The 17,393-nt window shown below is 61.4% G+C and carries 14 protein-coding genes; 2 read left to right on the top strand and 12 right to left on the bottom strand.

Annotated elements, in window-relative coordinates:
• Nucleotides 1-2 precede the first annotated feature (2 nt).
• Both PLU72_01830 and PLU72_01825 read right to left on the bottom strand, forming a co-directional pair.
• Nucleotides 3-446 (bottom strand): YfiR family protein, encoded by a 444-nt coding sequence (locus PLU72_01830; GenBank protein ID HOT26896.1) that lies wholly within the window; start codon nucleotides 444-446, stop codon nucleotides 3-5.
• A gap of 101 nt (nucleotides 447-547) precedes the next feature.
• Nucleotides 548-2,689, bottom strand: a complete 2,142-nt coding sequence (locus PLU72_01825; protein ID HOT26895.1) for a TonB-dependent receptor — start codon at nucleotides 2,687-2,689, stop codon at nucleotides 548-550.
• Between the two features lie 218 nt (nucleotides 2,690-2,907).
• Here PLU72_01825 and PLU72_01820 point away from each other — a divergent pair, with 218 nt between their 5' ends.
• Together PLU72_01820 and PLU72_01815 are read left to right on the top strand one after the other, a co-directional pair.
• The gene (locus PLU72_01820) at nucleotides 2,908-3,975 is read left to right on the top strand and encodes an adenylate/guanylate cyclase domain-containing protein (protein ID HOT26894.1); all 1,068 of its coding nucleotides are present in this window, start codon (nucleotides 2,908-2,910) and stop codon (nucleotides 3,973-3,975) included.
• Between the two features lie 430 nt (nucleotides 3,976-4,405).
• Complete coding sequence (locus tag PLU72_01815) at nucleotides 4,406-6,010, top strand: AarF/UbiB family protein (protein ID HOT26893.1); 1,605 nt, start codon at nucleotides 4,406-4,408, stop codon at nucleotides 6,008-6,010.
• A 177-nt stretch (nucleotides 6,011-6,187) separates the two neighbouring features.
• Here PLU72_01815 and PLU72_01810 read toward each other — a convergent pair whose 3' ends face one another.
• The 10 genes from PLU72_01810 to PLU72_01765 all read right to left on the bottom strand — a co-directional run.
• Nucleotides 6,188-6,823: a hypothetical protein gene (locus tag PLU72_01810; protein HOT26892.1), complete on the bottom strand. Its 636-nt coding sequence runs from the start codon at nucleotides 6,821-6,823 to the stop codon at nucleotides 6,188-6,190.
• Between the two features lie 58 nt (nucleotides 6,824-6,881).
• Nucleotides 6,882-8,513, bottom strand: a complete 1,632-nt coding sequence (locus tag PLU72_01805; GenBank protein ID HOT26891.1) for a carboxypeptidase-like regulatory domain-containing protein — start codon at nucleotides 8,511-8,513, stop codon at nucleotides 6,882-6,884.
• Between the two features lie 149 nt (nucleotides 8,514-8,662).
• Entirely contained in the window at nucleotides 8,663-10,579 is a 1,917-nt protein-coding gene (locus tag PLU72_01800) for a hypothetical protein (protein HOT26890.1), read from the bottom strand.
• Between the two features lie 31 nt (nucleotides 10,580-10,610).
• The gene (locus PLU72_01795; GenBank protein HOT26889.1) at nucleotides 10,611-12,251 is read right to left on the bottom strand and encodes a LysM peptidoglycan-binding domain-containing protein; all 1,641 of its coding nucleotides are present in this window, start codon (nucleotides 12,249-12,251) and stop codon (nucleotides 10,611-10,613) included.
• A 242-nt stretch (nucleotides 12,252-12,493) separates the two neighbouring features.
• Nucleotides 12,494-13,429 (bottom strand): hypothetical protein, encoded by a 936-nt coding sequence (locus tag PLU72_01790; protein ID HOT26888.1) that lies wholly within the window; start codon nucleotides 13,427-13,429, stop codon nucleotides 12,494-12,496.
• 82 nt (nucleotides 13,430-13,511) lie between these two features.
• Entirely contained in the window at nucleotides 13,512-14,405 is an 894-nt protein-coding gene (locus PLU72_01785; GenBank protein HOT26887.1) for a F0F1 ATP synthase subunit gamma, read from the bottom strand.
• Complete coding sequence (locus PLU72_01780) at nucleotides 14,402-16,054, bottom strand: alternate F1F0 ATPase, F1 subunit alpha (GenBank protein HOT26886.1); 1,653 nt, start codon at nucleotides 16,052-16,054, stop codon at nucleotides 14,402-14,404. The genes PLU72_01785 and PLU72_01780 overlap by 4 nt, the downstream gene beginning before the upstream one ends.
• Nucleotides 16,051-16,833, bottom strand: a complete 783-nt coding sequence (locus PLU72_01775; protein HOT26885.1) for a hypothetical protein — start codon at nucleotides 16,831-16,833, stop codon at nucleotides 16,051-16,053. Before PLU72_01775 ends, PLU72_01780 begins: the two co-directional genes overlap by 4 nt.
• A gap of 2 nt (nucleotides 16,834-16,835) precedes the next feature.
• Nucleotides 16,836-17,114 (bottom strand): F0F1 ATP synthase subunit C, encoded by a 279-nt coding sequence (locus PLU72_01770; GenBank protein HOT26884.1) that lies wholly within the window; start codon nucleotides 17,112-17,114, stop codon nucleotides 16,836-16,838.
• 13 nt (nucleotides 17,115-17,127) lie between these two features.
• Nucleotides 17,128-17,393, bottom strand: a 266-nt coding sequence (locus PLU72_01765; protein HOT26883.1) for a F0F1 ATP synthase subunit A, incomplete at its 5' end; no start/stop codon positions are given.

The raw sequence follows: 17,393 nt of genomic DNA, 5'->3' as shown, positions 1-17,393 counted from the left end.
AGTTATTGAATAATGCGTGCTATTTCAAGCAGTCGGGCGTCGATTTTGAATCCGAGTTCCCTGGCCATCCGCAGATTGATTTCGATCTTGATCCTTCCCCGATCCTGGAAAAAACCGATGATTCCGCCTCTCCTGGAAAATTGCCTGATATCGCTGATGGTCAAAACGATTTTTCCCTGGTAGTTCTGCACGATGTCGGGAAGATGCTGTTCCATGGAACGGCTGATGAAAACGATGTGAGCCTCTGACGCGAGATTCGTTTCATCCGTGCAATGCTCGACCTTCAGAGTCCGGCCTTCCAAAGCTGACTTGGCCAGCTCCTCCAGGAGATCGCCCACCGGGTCTTGTCCTACGACGACGATGCGGACGGGAGTGGTCTTGTCTTCAACCGTCGCGCCAGGCCAGGTGATGAACTTGAGAATGTTGAAAATATAAGCGGTTTTCACCTTCGCATCGAGATTGCCATCGCAGAAAGATGGAGTCTGAAGAAACGCGATGCAAAGGAAAGCCGCGAAAACGGCCGGAAACAATACTCTCTTGTCCATTTTCAGAAGTTCATTTCCAGGCTTCCTGAAAAATTGAACCCGGGGTTTCCGAACTGCCAGGGCATTTCATACTTCTTGTCTGTAAGATTGTTCAAGTCGATGATTCCGTTCACGGAACGGTCGGAAGTCTCGAGGATCTTCCTCTGTATCCGGATATTCAGCACCTGGTAGGCTGGAAATCTCGTTCGGCCTTTTCTGGAAATGCTGTCGTAATATGCCCCGACGAACTGGACATAGGGCGAAACCATCAGGTTTCCGTGACTTTGCATGGTCGCACCGAGATTGCCGACATACCGGGGGACGAATGAGATTTCGACCCCGTTCTGGTCAGGATCGAGAGCGCTTTCAACGGTGCATTTCGTATAGGTCAGGTTGGAAAACCATTGAAATCGCTCGCTGACCTGGTTCTCCACGTCGATTTCGATACCCCTGGAAACGGCTTTCGCTGCGTTTTCGGACTTGGTTTGAGAGGGGGTCGTGCTGACGATGTTCTCCACGATGGCATCTTCGACCTGGTTCGAAAAGCCGCGAATGTTGAGGGAAAGGGTGTCCGAGAAGCGGAAATCCACGCCGAGATCCATGCCGATGCCCGTTTCCGGATTCAACTGGAAATTAGGCAGTTGACCGTTTTTTCCGGCAACACCCGCATCTTTTGTCTGTATCGTCCCGCCGAGCTGTTTGGCGGTCGGCGTCACGAAGCTCGTTCCCATATTGGCGTAGAATGCCGCTTTGGGGCGGTAATTCCAGCGGGTGCCGATGCTCCAGAGGGTTTTATTCCATGATTTCGCCGTTGTTTCCGGAATGATGCCGCTCAGGAGATCATACGAATGATTCTCCGTGTTGTGTCGGCCTCCCGCTCTGAAAACCCATTTCCCGACGGTGTATTTTTCCTGGAGAAAGAAGCCGGTGGAATCCGCTTTCACAAACGATCCGAAGGTCTTTGCCCCGGTCGTCCGCGCATACGTTTTATACGTCGCGGTTTGTGAATCGGCGCCGAAGGTTATAAGGCCGCGCTCATGATGTTTCAGGTTGAAGGTCAGATCCGACGGATGAATGGACTGTTCGACCCCATCTTTCTCGCGCAGGCTCAGATCGACGGGAGTCGCGCCGGGATTGAATGCGTCCTCTCCCCATTCGCGGTCGTTATCGCGATAGCCGGTTTTGAACCGGAGATTGAGGGTGTCGGACAACTGATTGCTGTAATCCACATTCACGGTATCATACGCGTTGTCAAAGTCGCGGTTGGGACGGCCGAAATCGCCTTCATGGCGGGTTTGATGCAGGAACACCGACAGGTTGTGGTCTTCCCCGCCGAACTGATAGCTCAGCTTGGCATACCTCCTGGTTCTCTGGTAGCCGGGATTGTCGAGCATATTCAGCCAGGAGCCGGTGGTGCCGTAATTCGTATAGTTGGAAGTTTCTTTGTTGATTCCAAAAAAGTAATGGAGGTTTCCCCGGCGGTTCTGGTGATACAGACGGTTCTGGAATGTTCTGTATGTCCCGCCGCCGATCGAAAGGCGGGTGAGAGGTCGTTCGATCCGGTCCTTCAGAATGAAATTGGTGATGCCGGCCAGGGGCGTTTCATTCCCGGCGAAGTCCATGGTCAGATAGTTGGAATACATTACGGAAGCAGGGCCTTTGTGAAGCTCGATGCGCTCGAAAGCCCAAGGATCGAGACTCATTCCGTCGACGAAAGAGTCGATGCCGAGGCCGTCGAGCAGGTAGCCATTGTATTTGGGACCCAGGCCGCCGAAAGATCCCCAGTTGGCGTCGTTGCGGGAAAGGGGGTTTACGAACTGTCCGGAAGAGTATTGGATAATTTCTGCTATATTTCCGGTGTTGGCAGGAGCCCGGGATATGCTTTCCGCATTGAACGTTTCCAGTTTCTGCGTAACGGTTTCCCTGGACTGGAAAATTTTGGATTCCGTGACGACGAGATCCTGTAACTTTTCGAGGCTTATGCTCGAGACGAACGCGTGGATGGGAAGATCCTTCACCCTGCCGGATTCCGTCGTTCTCGGAACGTCGGTTGCGTTGGCGGTGCGTTTTTCGCGGGCCAGCACGTGTGATGCATGAAAAAACACTCCGGTACAAACGATGATCAGGAATGTCCGCCACGGGAAACGACGGCGCAAGTCTCTCACGGTGATCGATCCTTATTTCATCGGCAACACATCTATCGATTGCCTCGAATTTGCCTCATTATACCGTGTTATCTATTGATTGCACAATTTCTGAGGCGCCCCGGCACCGGAAACCGTGGTTTTCTTGCATGGCCGTGAGAGTGGAGATACAATGAGACGGCGCGTTCATCACAACGGGACGGCCAGCCTCGAAGCTGCGTCAGGAAGGACTCTGCGCAATGGAAGATCAGAATCGGATATCCGGATTCCCGCCAGGTATCGATGGCATGTATGTGGGAGAGGATGAGAAACAATGTATTCTGGTCGTCGATGATTCTCCCGACAATATCGATATTCTCTGCAACCTCCTCCGGAAGGATTACCAGATAAAAGTTGCCACCAGGAGCCAGAAGGGGATCGAGATCGCCAAGAGCAAGCCTCAGCCAGATCTGATCCTTCTCGATATCATGATGCCGGAAATGGACGGCTACGAAATGTGCCAGATCCTGAAAGCGGACACCGATACCGCACATATTCCCGTAATTTTCGTCACCGGGAAGAACGATGCCGCGAATGAACTCAAGGGCTTCGAACTGGGAGCCATGGATTACATCACGAAGCCATTCCACCCGGGTGTCGTGAAAGCCAGGGTCTATACCCATCTCCTCTTGCAAAAGGAACAGAAAAAGGTCGAGCGGCTTCTCGAAAATATCCTGCCGCGCAAAGTCATCCAGGATATCAAGGAACATGGATCCTGCACTCCAGAACTTTTCGACCCCGTCACGATCATGTTTGTCGATCTGGTCGGATTCACCCCCGCTGCCGAGAAGATTTCTCCCAGGCAATTGATCCAAGAATTGTCCGAGATGTTCTCGATCCTTGATGTCATCACGATCAGGCACGGAGCCGAACGGATCAAAACCGTCGGGGACGCGTATCTCGCCGTCTGCGGAATGCCCACCACAAATCCGGATCATGCCAACGTCATGGTCCGGGTCGGCAAGGATTTTCTGAAATACCTTGACATATACAACCGCGAGAAGCAGAAATGCTGGCAGGTTCGCATCGGCCTTCATACGGGGCCGGTCGTCGGAGGGATCGTCGGCCACAGCCGCTATTTGTATGACATCTTCGGCGATGCGGTCAACACCGCTGCCCGCGTCCAGGCCGCCGCTCAGCCCATGTCGCTCCTGACAACCGAAATAACCTGGAACCTGGTCAAGGACGAGTTTTCTTTCGTTCCCAGGAATCCGATCACGATCAAGGGCAAGGGAACTATGACTCTGTACGAGCTCGTTGTTTCCTGACATTCCAGGAAAGAGAATCGCGATCGCACTTCGTTCGTCATTGAGATCACTCCTCGCCCACAACCTCACGACAATCACTTGCACGTTCGATACCGTTCGTGCTGAGCCTGTCGACGCACGCAAGCTCTCGCCCTTCGACAGGCTCAGGGCGAACGGGTGGCTTTCATTCTGCAGGAATCAATAGACGCCTCAGGTTCCATGTCCTGACCTGGGTTTTCCCGCGGTCGTTCCATCGTTGCCGGAAAGACCTTCTTCGTCGACGTCCTCCGGCGCTGAACAATGCAGCGGTTCGCTCTGAACCTGCAACAGGCGAGAGGCCGTGCGTGCTTCGCCAGGCGTGGCACGCGTGAATCATCTGAAATTTTGCATTGCAAAAATAATATGTTGATATTGGGCGGCGGAACCGATACCATTTTTTCTCATGATGGACGTGACCCCATATCTTGGAACGATGCCGCTGGCGACTCTCAGATCGTTGGCCCCGATAGCCATTCCCGGATTCGGAGACCTGACGCGAGATGAACAGACTGTTGCGCTGCAAAACATTCTTGCGGAGGCGGATTTCGACTCGCGCCGAGAGGCGATCGTCGACCAGTTGATATCCGAGTGCGCCCTCCGGGACGTCGTGCCGGAGGTCTACGGTCGCTTCCGCCCCCTCGTGCTCGACGCCGTCCGGTTCACCCTGATGCATCTCGGGAAAGGGCGGCTCGTCCGCCTGCTCGTGCGACAGTTCCAGCTGCCCGGCGACGCGCCGGCCGGGAGGCGGCTTGCCGAACTGGCCAGGGAACTTCCCGTGCTGCACAAGCTCGGCCAGATGATCGCACGGAACGAACACGTCGACGAGGGATTCCGGACCTGGCTCCTCGGCCTCGAGTCGTGGGCCGGCGGCTCTTCGGTGACGACGTTGGCTGAGACGGCAGCCGCCGACATCGCCCGCGGCCCCATCGGCGTCGAGATCGCCTGGAATGGAACCGTGCTCGCCGAAGCAAGCGTCGGAGCCGTTCTCCCGTTCGAATGGCTCGGGCTTTCCGGCGGGCCGGGCCGGCGCGGCGTCGCAAAGCTGGTCAAGCCCTCCGCCACATCGCGCCTCGACGAAGATCTGCCGGCTCTCGACAGGCTCGCCTTCTGGCTCGCCGCACGGAAAGGCGTCTACGGCGATCTCGGAATCGATTACATCGGCGTTCTCAGGGATGTGCGAGAGGCGCTCGCAGCGGAAACCGATCCCCGGATGGAACAGCGCAACCTCCGGACGGCGGCGGCTCAATACCGTGAAAGCCCTGATATCCGCATTCCGACGCTGTTCCCCTTCTCGACCCCGTCCGTCACGGCGATGGAACGACTCGACGGAATGCCTCTTCCAGAGGTGAGCGCCGACGCAACGGAGAAAAGACGGCTTGCGCGCCTTGCCTTCCGCGAGCTGATCATCGGCCCGATGCTCTCGGAGCGTGAATTCGCCATCGTTCACGGCGACCCGCATGCCGGAAACCTGCTCGCCGTGCCTGCAGAAGACCGGTCCGGCTGGTCCGTCGGTCTCATCGACTGGAGCCAGGCCGGCCTGCTCGACCGGAAACAGCGCAAAGGCCTGCGCGATCTGATGCTGGGCTTCATGATCTGCGACGCACGCGTCGTGAACGGGGCCGTTCGCCTGCTTCTCTCGTCATCCGCGCCGGGAGGCCGTCTCGAACGTCATCTCGGCAGCTCGCTCGGGAAGCGCCCGTTGAAAGCCGGCGATGCGTTCGAAGCCTCGCTGACGTTGATCGACAGGCTCGTCATCGACGGGTTTCGGTTCCCGAAAGACCTGCTACTGTTCAGAAAAGCCTGGTTCACGCTGCGTGGCGTGCTGCTGCAGCTCGACCCGGTTTTCGATCCCGGCCCGGAACTCGTATCGACGATCGGCCGCCGCATCTTCTGGGATCTCCCGCGCCGCATGATGCGGGGCTCGCCCTTGGGGTGGCTCACCCGCACGAGCGACCCCCTCCTCTCGGACACCGACCTCCTCCGCCTCGCTTTCCACGCCGAATACCGCATCTATTGAGGCCTGCTGGATGAAAACCAGCCGTTCGCCCTGAGCGTGTCGAAGGGCGAGAGCCTCTCGTGCTTCGACAGGCTCAGCACGAACGGGGACGCGAAATTGGCGGATCACGAACTGCCCGGGATTGGCCCTGGATGGGCTTTTTCCTGGCTCGAGGGAAGATCGGAACGCGTTGCGGGGTTACTGCAGCGGCTCGGTGGTGAAAGCGTAGTCCCGGGAGAACGTTTCGGCTGTTTCAAGTCCGTAGCGGCTCGCGACGATCCTGAAATGATACGTGGTGTCGGGCCTCAGGTCGTGGAGCTGCATTCGATGCTTCGTCTTGAGCTCGGTATCCGTGTAGGTCGAGTAGCCGTACCGGGTATCGATTCCGTAATCGATGCGGCCGTCGGCGTCGATGTCGCTGATCCACTCGATCGTCGCCGTGTCATGATCCACCAGCGGCACCGAAACCGAAATCACCTGCGGGAGCGGAACGAGCCTGACGTCGACCAGACTCACCGTCATATTGTCCTCGATATTGACCGTCCGGGAGACGAGCGTCAGCTTCCCGTCGGCCGTCTTCAACAGGACGCTGTATGCCCCGGGTCTGAGCGAGGCCGCATAGTTCCCGTCGGCATCGACCGCCACTTCCCGCTCGACTCCGTCCGCTCCCCGAATCACGACGACGCTTCCGGTAACAATCGGCACCCTGCCCGTCAGCATGCCCGTCGCGGATGCGCTTTCTCCGCCTCCGCCGGTGCCGCCGCATCCGGCCATGAGGGCCGTGAGACTCAACATCAGCACTGAAAGCGCGAGGAATCTGTTCCGAATAGTCATACGAATCTCCGGCAATCTTGGATCAAACGCCACTCATCAGACTTCATCCGTAAGGATGTCAGTATCTCTGGCCGGTCGGGACGATCTCGACGCGCGTCGCCGTGAGCGTTCCATACCCGTTTTTCGAGATCTCCATGTCATATGTGCCGGCAGGTATATTATAAATGACATACTCCCCCATGCCGTCGGTGACCGTCTTCATTCCGCGCTGCCGGATTTTCACCGTCGCTCCGACGATGGGCGAACCCGTCCGCTCGTCGGTGACGCGGCCGCGCAGGATGCCCATTCGAAGATCGACGGCGACCTTCAGTCGCTGGAAGAACAGCCCCTTCGCCTTCGACCGGATGCGCCACTCGCCGTCCTCGAACGACAGCGTCATCAACTCCGAGCCGGCGTCCTCGTATCTCCAGGTCCAGTTGCCCGTGAGGGCCGTAAGCCGGTAGTTCATATTCACCAGCACGTGCTCGCCCTTGAACTTGAACGTGTGCGGGTGCAGGAGCAGCCGGATGTCCCGGTAGTCGCGCAGCGAGTCGTCGAACATCTTCACGAAGTCGAACCAGGTGTTGCCGAACGAGTCGCGATACTCCCGCGAGATGTGATCGCGCAGGTAGATGTTGTCCCGTCGCGCCATCGCCGTCGAGAGGGTATTCAGGAATACCCGGATCTCCTCGATTTTCCTGTGCCGGTTGTAGATCACGAACCTCTCGTGGAAAATGCGGTCGCGTCGCCCGAGCGAATCGATGAAATGGATCGTTGCGAACACCTCGGGGAACGTCGGGGTCGGAATCTTCACCTCGTAGTAGCCGTCACGCCCCTCGCGAAGCGCGTAGACCAGGTCCTTGTTGATATACAGTTCGAACCGGTCGGACGGGCGGGGGTAGGGGGTCAGCTTGAGTTTCACGTGAAGCGTCCGGGGCGCCGCGTCGGCACCCGGGTCGATGATGCGGTACCCATCGGCGTCCGTTTCCATCGTTCCCACGAACCGGTCGTTGATCAAAACACTGTCGACGCGGTAGGAAACCTCGGTCGAGAGCTGCCGGTGCAGCGTGTCGAAGTTGCGAAGCCAGGTGTTGAACCGGCGCCAGTCGTCATATTCACGGCGGACGTCGTACCCTGTCAGCGCCGAGATCCGGCCGTGGTGATCGGCGTCGATGCCGTATCCCTCCGGGACCACGGTCGGCTCGACCGCGCCCACCGGGCGGTAATCGGCAGTTCCCCTGACGACCCGCAGGCGGTCGTTTGTTTCGTCCGACACGAACGCCGCTTCTCCGTTCCGCACTTGGACATTCCCGTGCCGGCCTTCGATCTCGACGCTCTGCGAATCCCGCGCCGCCGCGAAGATCTCCGCCGCATGCACCCGGACGCGAAGTCGCGGGGTGGAGCCGGCGGGCCTGATGTTGAACCGGACGCCCGAACCGGGCTTCAACAGCAGCAGGTTATCGGTCGACCAGGAAATCACCGCGTATCCGCGGGACCCGGTGCGAATCCCGTCGCCGTCGATGAACACCTGGCGCTGGGCCGCGCGCTTCCAGCCCGACTGTCCCGCGTGGTTGAAAAACACCGGCCCGTCGCAGAACACCAGGACCAGTTGGTCGCGAACGTACCCGTCGGTGCTGACCGCCGCAGCCAGGTCGGGATTCTCCGCCGCAACCGCCGCCGCCGGCCGCAGGCAGGATGTGAAACAGATCAATGCGAAGATATATAATAACAAATACAATTTTACGGGATTGCGTTCCGCGTTTTCCGGGAGGCGCGGGGGTCTCGCAAACGCCGTTCGGGTGCTCTGTGCGCCTCCGCGCCTCTCCGGTTCGGGGGGGGGGAATGTCGGGAAGTGTGCCATCAGAACGACCTCAGATACCGCAGGCGCGCCGAATAATCGGCGTATTCCAGGCCGGTTGCACCGAACGTGTTGTTCGAGCCTTCGAGACTGAGGATCATGCGCGACATGTTGTTGTATTCCTTCGTCAGGGCAAAGTTCAGCCGGTCGTGCGTCGAATCGACGGCCGCGCGGCCCGGGTCGACCCGTTCGTGCGTGTAGTCGAGGTTCAGCGTCACGTCCTCGTGAAACTGCGAACGGCCGCCCAAACCGTAGATTTGCGTCATGTCGCTTCCGCCGGCCTTCGTGTAGTCGACCTGCTCGCGGCTCACCTGGCCGTAAAGATGGCGCATGGCGTCGTATTCCCAGACGATCTTCGCGTCGTATTTGCTGACGTCGCGGTCGTTGAGCGTCTGGACCTTGTCCTTGTCGATCGTCGAGCTGAGCGCCGCGTAGTAGCGCAGGGCGCCGGCCTTGTGGTTCAGCTCCATCCAGAGCAGGTCGCGGTACCGGTCGACGAAGTTCCCGTTGTCGGAATACTCGCGGAGCGGCTGGAAGAACAGGTCGATTCGGAGGTCGCGATAATAGTCGCTCGGCTTCACGGTGATCTGGAACTCCGGCTGGTCGCGCACCAGCGTCGCACGTTTATAGTTTGCGATATTGTCACGCGAGGAACGGTCGCCGAACCGCGTCGAAACGTATCTGTTCAGTTCGTAGAACACGCGCGCGTAGTAGGCACGTTCGTCGCGCGGCCCCTCGCCGATGACGCTCAAAAAATCCGTGTCGCCGGCCTCGACGCCGGCTTCGACCTTGTAATTTTCGCGGCCGTACGCGGCGGAGGCCCGGTATGCCTCGCCCTGCCGGTTGCCGGTCTCGTCGCGCCGGTCGTAGTCGGTGCGGCTGCCCGCATACTCGCCGCTGACGAAGATGTTCTCCGTCGGCCGAAGCGCGACGTCGAGCGAATACACGCTGTTCGCCTGCGTCGGCAGGTCCTGATCCGAGCCGGGATACTCGTGGACGTCCTTGGCCGAGACGGCGTTCAGGCCGACGACGGCCGACTCGTCCGAACTGTGCTCGACCCGCACGCCGCCGATGAACCGGGGGTTCTTGATGTCGTCTTTTTCCACGGCCCTGTAGCCGGTGAACCCGCGGACCTCGGTGTTGTCGAATTTCTGCGTGCCGTACAGGCCCATGACCTGCTGCGTCATCGTGTAATTCGAAAACTCGGGATACGAGTGGCCGAACGCCAGCAGGGACCGGGGCGTCCGCGATTCCAGCGTGAACTGGTTCAGGGTGAAGCCGTCCTTATAGGCGCGCTTGTCGTTCGTGTGCGTCGTGTCGGTGACCAGCGAGAGCGAGTCGCCGTTATGGCGCGTGGTGAACAGTTCGTACCGCAGGTTCTGCTCGTAGAAGGTGCCACGGTCGATGCTTGAGTTGAATGTCGCCTTGTTCACCGAGTTCGCGTAGAAGCTCGTGTCGGTGAACAGGTTCGAACTGAAGACGACCTGGTCTTCGCGCTCGTTCAGGTCGGTGTAGCCGGGCGGCAGGCGATCGATGACGGGCAGGCTTGTTCCTGTTTCGGGCGGCCGGACGGTCGAGGCCGGGAAAAACGGAACCCGATGCGAACCGTACAGCTCGTCATCCCGATCCATGCGCATCTCCGGAAGAACGTCGGGTCCGGTTTCCGGAATGGTGCGCATCTGCTGCAGTTCCGGGATGTTGCGGGGGTTGAAATTCGTGAACACGCCCGGCAGAACGGAAGGTCCCGACAGGGGTTGCTTGATCAGGGTATCGTCGCGCCGCGAGGTCTGCACGCCGTTTCCCGAAAAGCCGGAGCCGAGGAAAAAGAGCGACACCGCCAGGGCTCCCAGGAGTCCTCTGGCGATGAAGGGGTTTCTCGGGGGCGTGATGCCCGGCTGTGTCGGCGGTGGGCGTTGCATGTCGGTTCGAGCGGCGGAAGCCCTCCTTGAATCAGCGGCCGAACAGCAGCGGCGACGGATTGACCGTGCGACCGTTGCGGCGAACCTCGAAGTGCAGATGATTGCCGGTGGCGACTCCCGTCGCGCCGACGTTGGCGATCGCCTGGCCGGCCTTGACCGTCTGGCCCTTGCGGACGCTGATCTTGCTGCAGTGGCCGTAGCGGGTCGAGAGGCCGTTCGCATGGCGGATCACGACGAGTTTGCCGTATCCCGAAAGCCAGCCGGCGTACACGACGGTCCCGGGCATGGCGGCGGAGATCTGGGTGCCGCGGGGGGCAGAGATGTCGATGCCGGCGTGGAACAGGCGCTTGCGATACACCGGGTGCTTGCGCCAGCCGTAGGAATCCGACAGGCTGCCTCGGACCGGCATGACCATCCGGGTGCTGACGTCCGCCTTGCGGGAAGTGACCTGCATGACGCGGTAGTATTTTTTGTCGACCGGCACGCAGACCTGCTGTCCGGTTTTGAGAGCCGAGTTGGACAGCTTGTTGTGGGCCAGGATGTTTCCGATGGAGGTCTTGTACTGGCGGGCGATCGTCGCGAGATTCTCGCCGTTCTTCACGGTGTGCTGGACGATGCGGGTGTCGGCATCGACGGCGGGCGCAGCTGCCTGAGGAGCGGGCTGGGGGGCCTGCGTGATCTGGACGGGGGCCTGCGCGGGAGCGGGCTGCGGCTTCACCGCCGGGGCCATGGCGACGACGGGTTTGACCAGCGATGCAGCCACCGGGGTCGGGGCCGGAGCCGGAGCTACGGCTTTCGGGGCTGCGGCGACGGTCGGCTGAGCCGCGACCGGAGCGGGCTTCGACGTCGCATCATGCTGGGTGATGGTGACGCTCGGTTTGTCGGGGGTTGCCGCGGCGATCTGGAGGGTGGGGCCGTCGATCTTCGCGATCTTCGCGGCTTCCTTCTCGATCTTGATCAGCGGCGGGGCGATGACGGTCTGGACGTCGCCGCTTTTCGCGATCGTGAGGTCCTGCGTCTTTTTCTGGATCGGGATGTAGATCTTCTGGTCCTCGATCAGGACGTGGCTCTTCAGATTGTTCTCGCGGATCAGGCCGGGAATCGACGTTCCGAAGCGGCTTGCGATCTTGTTCAGGGAGTCGCCGGCGCGGACAGTGTAGACGATGCGGTTGTCGGGGGCCGGGATCCTGATCGTTTGGCCGGCCTTGATGGAGGATGTGTTGAGGCCGTTTGCCTGCGCGAGGGTGGCGGCCTTCGTGCCGAACATGTCGGCGATGGCCTTGAGGGAGTCGCCCTTCTTGACCGCGTAACTGATCCAGGTGTCGCAGTCGGGAAGCGCCTTGCTCGCCGGAGCCAGTTCGTTGCCCGCCGGCTTCACGCCGAAGGTGACGTTGCGCTGGGAGGCGACCGACTTCGAAGCCGCAAGACGGATGTCCGCCGCCTGGGCGGCCTGGGCCACCTGGGACAGAGTGGCGGGAATCGCGCCGTGCTGGGCATCGGCCTGCTGGAAACGCGTCACGAAGGCATTGTTGCGGAAGCGGCCTTCGACCTCGAAGGCGGCGTCGTCCCCCTTGCTCAGATACCGGTCGATGGCGATGGCGGAGGTTTCCAGGGAGACGATCGAGAGCAGGACGAGAATCGAATAGTGTCGAGCTCTGAGTTTATTCCACACGGGGCGCGCTCCTTGCTTTGGTATCCTGCGACCCTGCCGGTTTTCCGGCTCCTCCGCGTTTCCGACGTCCCTGTCGGGGCTGAGCGGAGGAAAAACGCTGTCGCTCTATTTTCATCGGCATGAGCGCGCCGATCCTGAAGAATATTTTTTTCTCTCGTCACACCTCCATGGGAAATCCCCCCGAAAACAGGTATAGGGGCGGTTCGCGAACCGCCCCTACAGGTCCGAAATGCGAACGGGTGTCAGGGAATCAGGTCGTATCGGGAGAAAACGACCTTCGGCGCGGCGAGCGGCGAGAGGTTCAGCCACACCGCGCCGTTGCTGACGATCCCGATGCGGTTCGAGAACAGGAGGCCGCCGGGGGTCGGGATCGTTTCGAGAGGCGTGGTATTTCCGTCCGCTTCGATCGCGAACACCTGCCGTGCAAGGGGTTCCCGTGACACATAGCCGCAGGCGGCGGCACGCCCGTCGGGAAGAAAGCCGAGAAGCCGGGCGCCGTCGAGGGCCGTTCCCCGAATCACCGTTTCAGACGAGGCGCCTGTTCCGTCGATGCGCACGAACCGATCATAGAGATCGTCGTCTCCGAGCGCAAGGAAGCAGAGGCTCGCGTCGGGACCGGCGGCGATGCCGAGGGCGGTCGGCCACGGCACCGTTTTGATCGGCGTTCCGTCGAACCCGAACCAGTACAGTTTGGCCGTCGCGTAATCGGCGACGACGAGAGCCTCGGGAAGGGCGACGAGACCGTCGATCTGCTTCGGAAAACCGTCTTCGGACGGCAGCCGGAACTGCACCTCGGCGGTGTCGCCAAGCGCGCAGCAGACCGCCCGGGCATCGGTCTCGATCGTCCAGAGTTTACCGTCGGACGTTGCCGCCAGATCGGTGTAGGAGCCCTTCGGCAGAATGACGCTCCCCACCGGTTTTCCAGCGGCGTCGAGTTTCACGATACGTGAATTGATGCCGTCGAGAACCGCGATTCCATCGGGTATGGGCTGAAGGGAAACCGGCCCGACGACCGGTCCTTCGGACGCGAGGCGGGCGGAAACTCCGAACTCGCCCTCGCCGGCGCCCTCCGGGAACTCGAAGACCGATGCGGACGCGGCAAACACCGCCTGCGACACGAAGATGGAGCATGCGAGGACGAGCGCGAGTCTCAGGGGGCGGGCGTTACGGAAAACCATGTGTCTGCCTCCGGGCGGAAGGATTTTCTGGAGAGAAATGGATGTCGCTTTCCCGGGATGATAAACGTCCCGGTCTTGACGTTCAACAGGGGCGATCGCTGGTCTTGAGGACCTCGAAGCCCGCGATCACGTCGAACAGTTCCTCAGAGATGAGGGTCTGGCGCTGTTCGTTGTACTCCCGGCCGAGCGCATCGAGGAGGTCGTTGATGTTGCGTTCGGCGCGCTGCATCGAAGCGAGCCGGACGGCGTGCTCGGCGGCGGCGGAGCTGACGCAGGCCCGAAACAGGCTCGCGAACAGGTGCTCGCGCAGCAGGGCCTCGACGGTCGGCAGGAACGCGTCGATCGGCTCGGGAAGCCTTCGGGACGGCCATGCCCGGGCCACGATGCCGTCAAGCCATGCGCGGTCGAGCGGGAGAAGGGCGCTCGATGCCGGTTCGCAACCCGCGCCCCAGATGGGGACCTGGTGGAAAACCACGATACGGCCGAGTCCCTCGCGGGCCCTTCTGCGGTCGACGTCATACAGCAGACAGCTCAGCAGGCCGGGAATGCCGTCGACGGATTCGGGGGCCTTGACGGGCGCCGACATCGGCAGGCCAGAGCCTTCAAGCCGCCCCGCGAGCAGTTCCCCGACGGGCCAGATGTGGCAGCCGTCAGCGTGGCTGCGGAGAGTCTTCGCGACGAAGCTGGCGAGCGTCTCGTTGAAATCGGCCGCCATGCCGTGATCGGTGCCGAACACGATGGCGCCGGTCGGGCCCGGGGCGGGTTCGCAGAGCCGCTCCAGGACGGCGGCATCCGCGTTCCAGAGAAGGGCCCGGAACCCCGTTTCCACGGACGTCTCGTACTCGTCGAGGAAAGGCATGGCCCGCTCATACGGCCCGATGCTCACCATGGCGAGCGTCTTCATCGTCTTCACGACGGATTTCAGCCCTTCGGCGCTCTGGATGTGGCGCCGGATGTCGGCGATCGTCCGGCTCATGCGGCCGTTTTTCGCGCGGGCAGAGCGTTTCCGGCAATGGCGAGAAGCGCGGCTTCGTCTTCCCCGCTCAGCGTTTCACGGCGCAGGATTCGCTCGCGGATCTCGCCGGGTATCGCCGACGCGGCTTCGCACAAGGCTTGCTGAACCTCCCGCAGGCGGTCAGGCGGCTGGTCCTCGAGCAGGCCGCGCGTCAGAGCGAGCAGCAGCAGGATCTGCCGGAGAACGTCGAGCCGCTCGGTCGGCCCTTGCTTCAGGCATTCCCGTATCCGACGGCCGTGCTCGATCGTTCGTCGGGTCGGTTCATCGAGTCGCGTGCCGAATCTCGCGAACATCTCCAGTTCCTCGAACTGGGAAAATCGCAGTTTCACTTCCGCCGCCGCCGCGTGGTAGGCGGGCAGCTGGGCCTTCCCGCCGACGCGCGAGACAGAGCGGCCGATGTCGACGGCCGGCAGCGTCCCCTTCTGAAACAGGAGCGGCGACAGGTATATCTGCCCGTCCGTGATGGAAATGAGATTTGTCGGTATATATGCTGAGATATTTTGCGCCTCGGTTTCGACGATCGGCAGCGCCGTCAACGAGCCGCCGCCGCGCTTCCGGCTGAGGTGCGTGGAGCGCTCGAGCAGGCGCGAGTGAAGGTAGAACACGTCGCCGGGAAACGCCTCCCTGCCCGGCGGTCGTCGCAGGAGAAGCGAAATCTCGCGCCAGGCGCGCGCGTGGCAGCCTAGATCGTCGTAGACGACGAGCGCGTCGCGGCCGCGCTCCATGAACCATTCGGCGATGCTTGTCGCCGCATACGGGGCGATATATTGAAGCCCGGGACCGCCTGCCGGCTCGGCCACGACGACGATCGAGTGTTCCATCGAGCCCGACGAGCGCAGGTCCTCGATCGCCTTCGCGACGCTCGCGCCGCGCTGGCCGATGGCGCAGTAGACGCAGATCACCCCGCTGTCCCGCTGGTTCATCATCGCGGCGAGGGCGATCGACGTCTTGCCCGTCTGCCGGTCGCCGAGGATCAACTGGCGCTGGCCTCGGCCAATCGGGATCAGCGCGTCGATCACTTTGATGCCGGTCTGAAGGGGCACGGTGACCGGTTCGCGGTCGGCGATCTCCGGCGCCCGCCGCTCGATGGGGAGGCGCTCGGTGAAGAGAAGGGGACCGCGGCCGTCGAGCGGCCTGCCGAGGGGCGTCATGATCCTTCCGAGAAGGCCGTCCCCGACGGGCACGTCCATCACGCGGTCGAGGCGTCTGACCGACGAGCCGGCCGAGATCCCGGCGGCCTCTTCGAGCAGGATGCAGCCGACGCGGTCCGGTTCGAGGTTGACGGCGACGCCTGCCGATCCGTTTCCGAAGCGCACGAGTTCGTCGAGCTTCACGTCGGGAAGGCCGTGCACCACGGCGACGCCGGACGAGACGCTCTCGAGCCGGCCGGTTTCGACGACGGCGAGACTGCCGGAAACCCGCTCTTTCGCTTTCGTGAGGGCCGTCACCGTGCGACTGAAGATCGGGCCCAGCTCGCTGTCGGGACGAACCGGCGGAGGTGATTCGCGGTCTGCCAGACTGCCTGACACGAGCTTTTCGGCTTTTTCGAGGGCGGTCACGGTGCGCTCGAAGATCGGCCGCATCTCCTCGGCAACGGGGCGTCGCTTCATGCCGTGCGTTCCTGGAGAAGTTCGTGGATGCGCTCTTCGAGCATCGCCAGGTAGTCCGAGAATGTCCAGGCGATGCGCCTGTCGCCGATATGCACCTCGATGCCGCCGATCAGGTCGGGGGCCGTTTCCCACGTGAACGCGACGGCCGGGTTCTTCCCGTCGGGCCGTTCGGCATCCTGAAGAATCGTATGCGCTATATCATCTCGAAGCCCGGCGGGCAGGGAAGACGATGTCCGGATGACGATCGGGGTTCTGCACGCGTCGATCAGTTCCTTACGGTGTCCCCGCTCGCCGGCGGGCGTCTCGCGCCATCTCCGGAGAAACGCCCGCGCCATCGCCTCGTCGAGGTCCGAGTCGCTGAGATCGTGCATCATCTTGCGCGCGGCGTTCATCAGTTCCGTCCCTGCCAGGTCCGCGAGCAGGCGGCCGGCCGTCTCTTTCTCCGCTTCGATCCGGCGTTTCCAGCCGGTGCTCATCTCCTCGAGTTCGCGCCGCGCCTCTTCGAGCCGCCGCACACGCTCCGCTTCGAGCTCTTCCGTGAGCTGCCGCTGCATGGCGGCTTTCTGGTGCTCATAGGCGTCCCGTTCCTCGGAAAGCGCCTTCCGGTCACGGTCAGCAGCTTCCCGGGCCGCGGCAGCGTCGGAAACGGCGGCCTCGACCGTCCGTCGGCGCGTTTCGAGAGCGTCGAGAATCGGTTGATACAGGGCATATTTGAGGATCCAGACCAGGACGAAGAAATTCACGATCTGCGCCACGAACGTGAACCAGTCGATATGCATGGTCAGTGGGCCGCTTTCGTGATGAAGTGGTTCCAGAAGGGGTTCGCCAGGAGGAGGATCATTGCGATGACGAAACAGTAGATCGCCATCGATTCGATCATCGCGAGGCCGACGAACAAGGTGCGGGTGATCGGGCCGGCTTCGTCCGGCTGTTTTGTCAGGGCTTCCAGCGCCGCAAGAATGGCTTTCATTTCGCAAAAGGCGGGGGCCACCGTGCCGAGGAACATCAGGGCGCCCGCCGCGATCATCGAGGTTATGGCGATCAGGGTCAACGGTTCCATGTCGAGACTCCTTTCAGCTTTCGGGTTCTTCCTCCGCGGTCGCCGCGGCGAGAAACACCGCGGCCAGCAGGGAGAAGATGCAGGCCTGCACGAACCCGGTCAGCAGGCCGAACAGTTTCATGACGACGGGGACGAAAAACGGCACCAGCGAGATCAAGAGGCCGCCGACGAAATTCTCGCTCATCACATTGCCGAACAGGCGGATCGCCAGCGCGACGGTGCGTGAAATATCACCCATGATATGCAATGGCGCCAGCAGCGGGTTGGGATGGCACAGGG

The organism is Candidatus Ozemobacteraceae bacterium (genome assembly GCA_035373905.1).
Lineage (GTDB): Bacteria > Muiribacteriota > Ozemobacteria > Ozemobacterales > Ozemobacteraceae > MWAR01.
The sequence above is the reverse complement of the archived record's forward strand: the minus strand, read 5'-3'. Positions and strand labels throughout refer to the sequence as shown.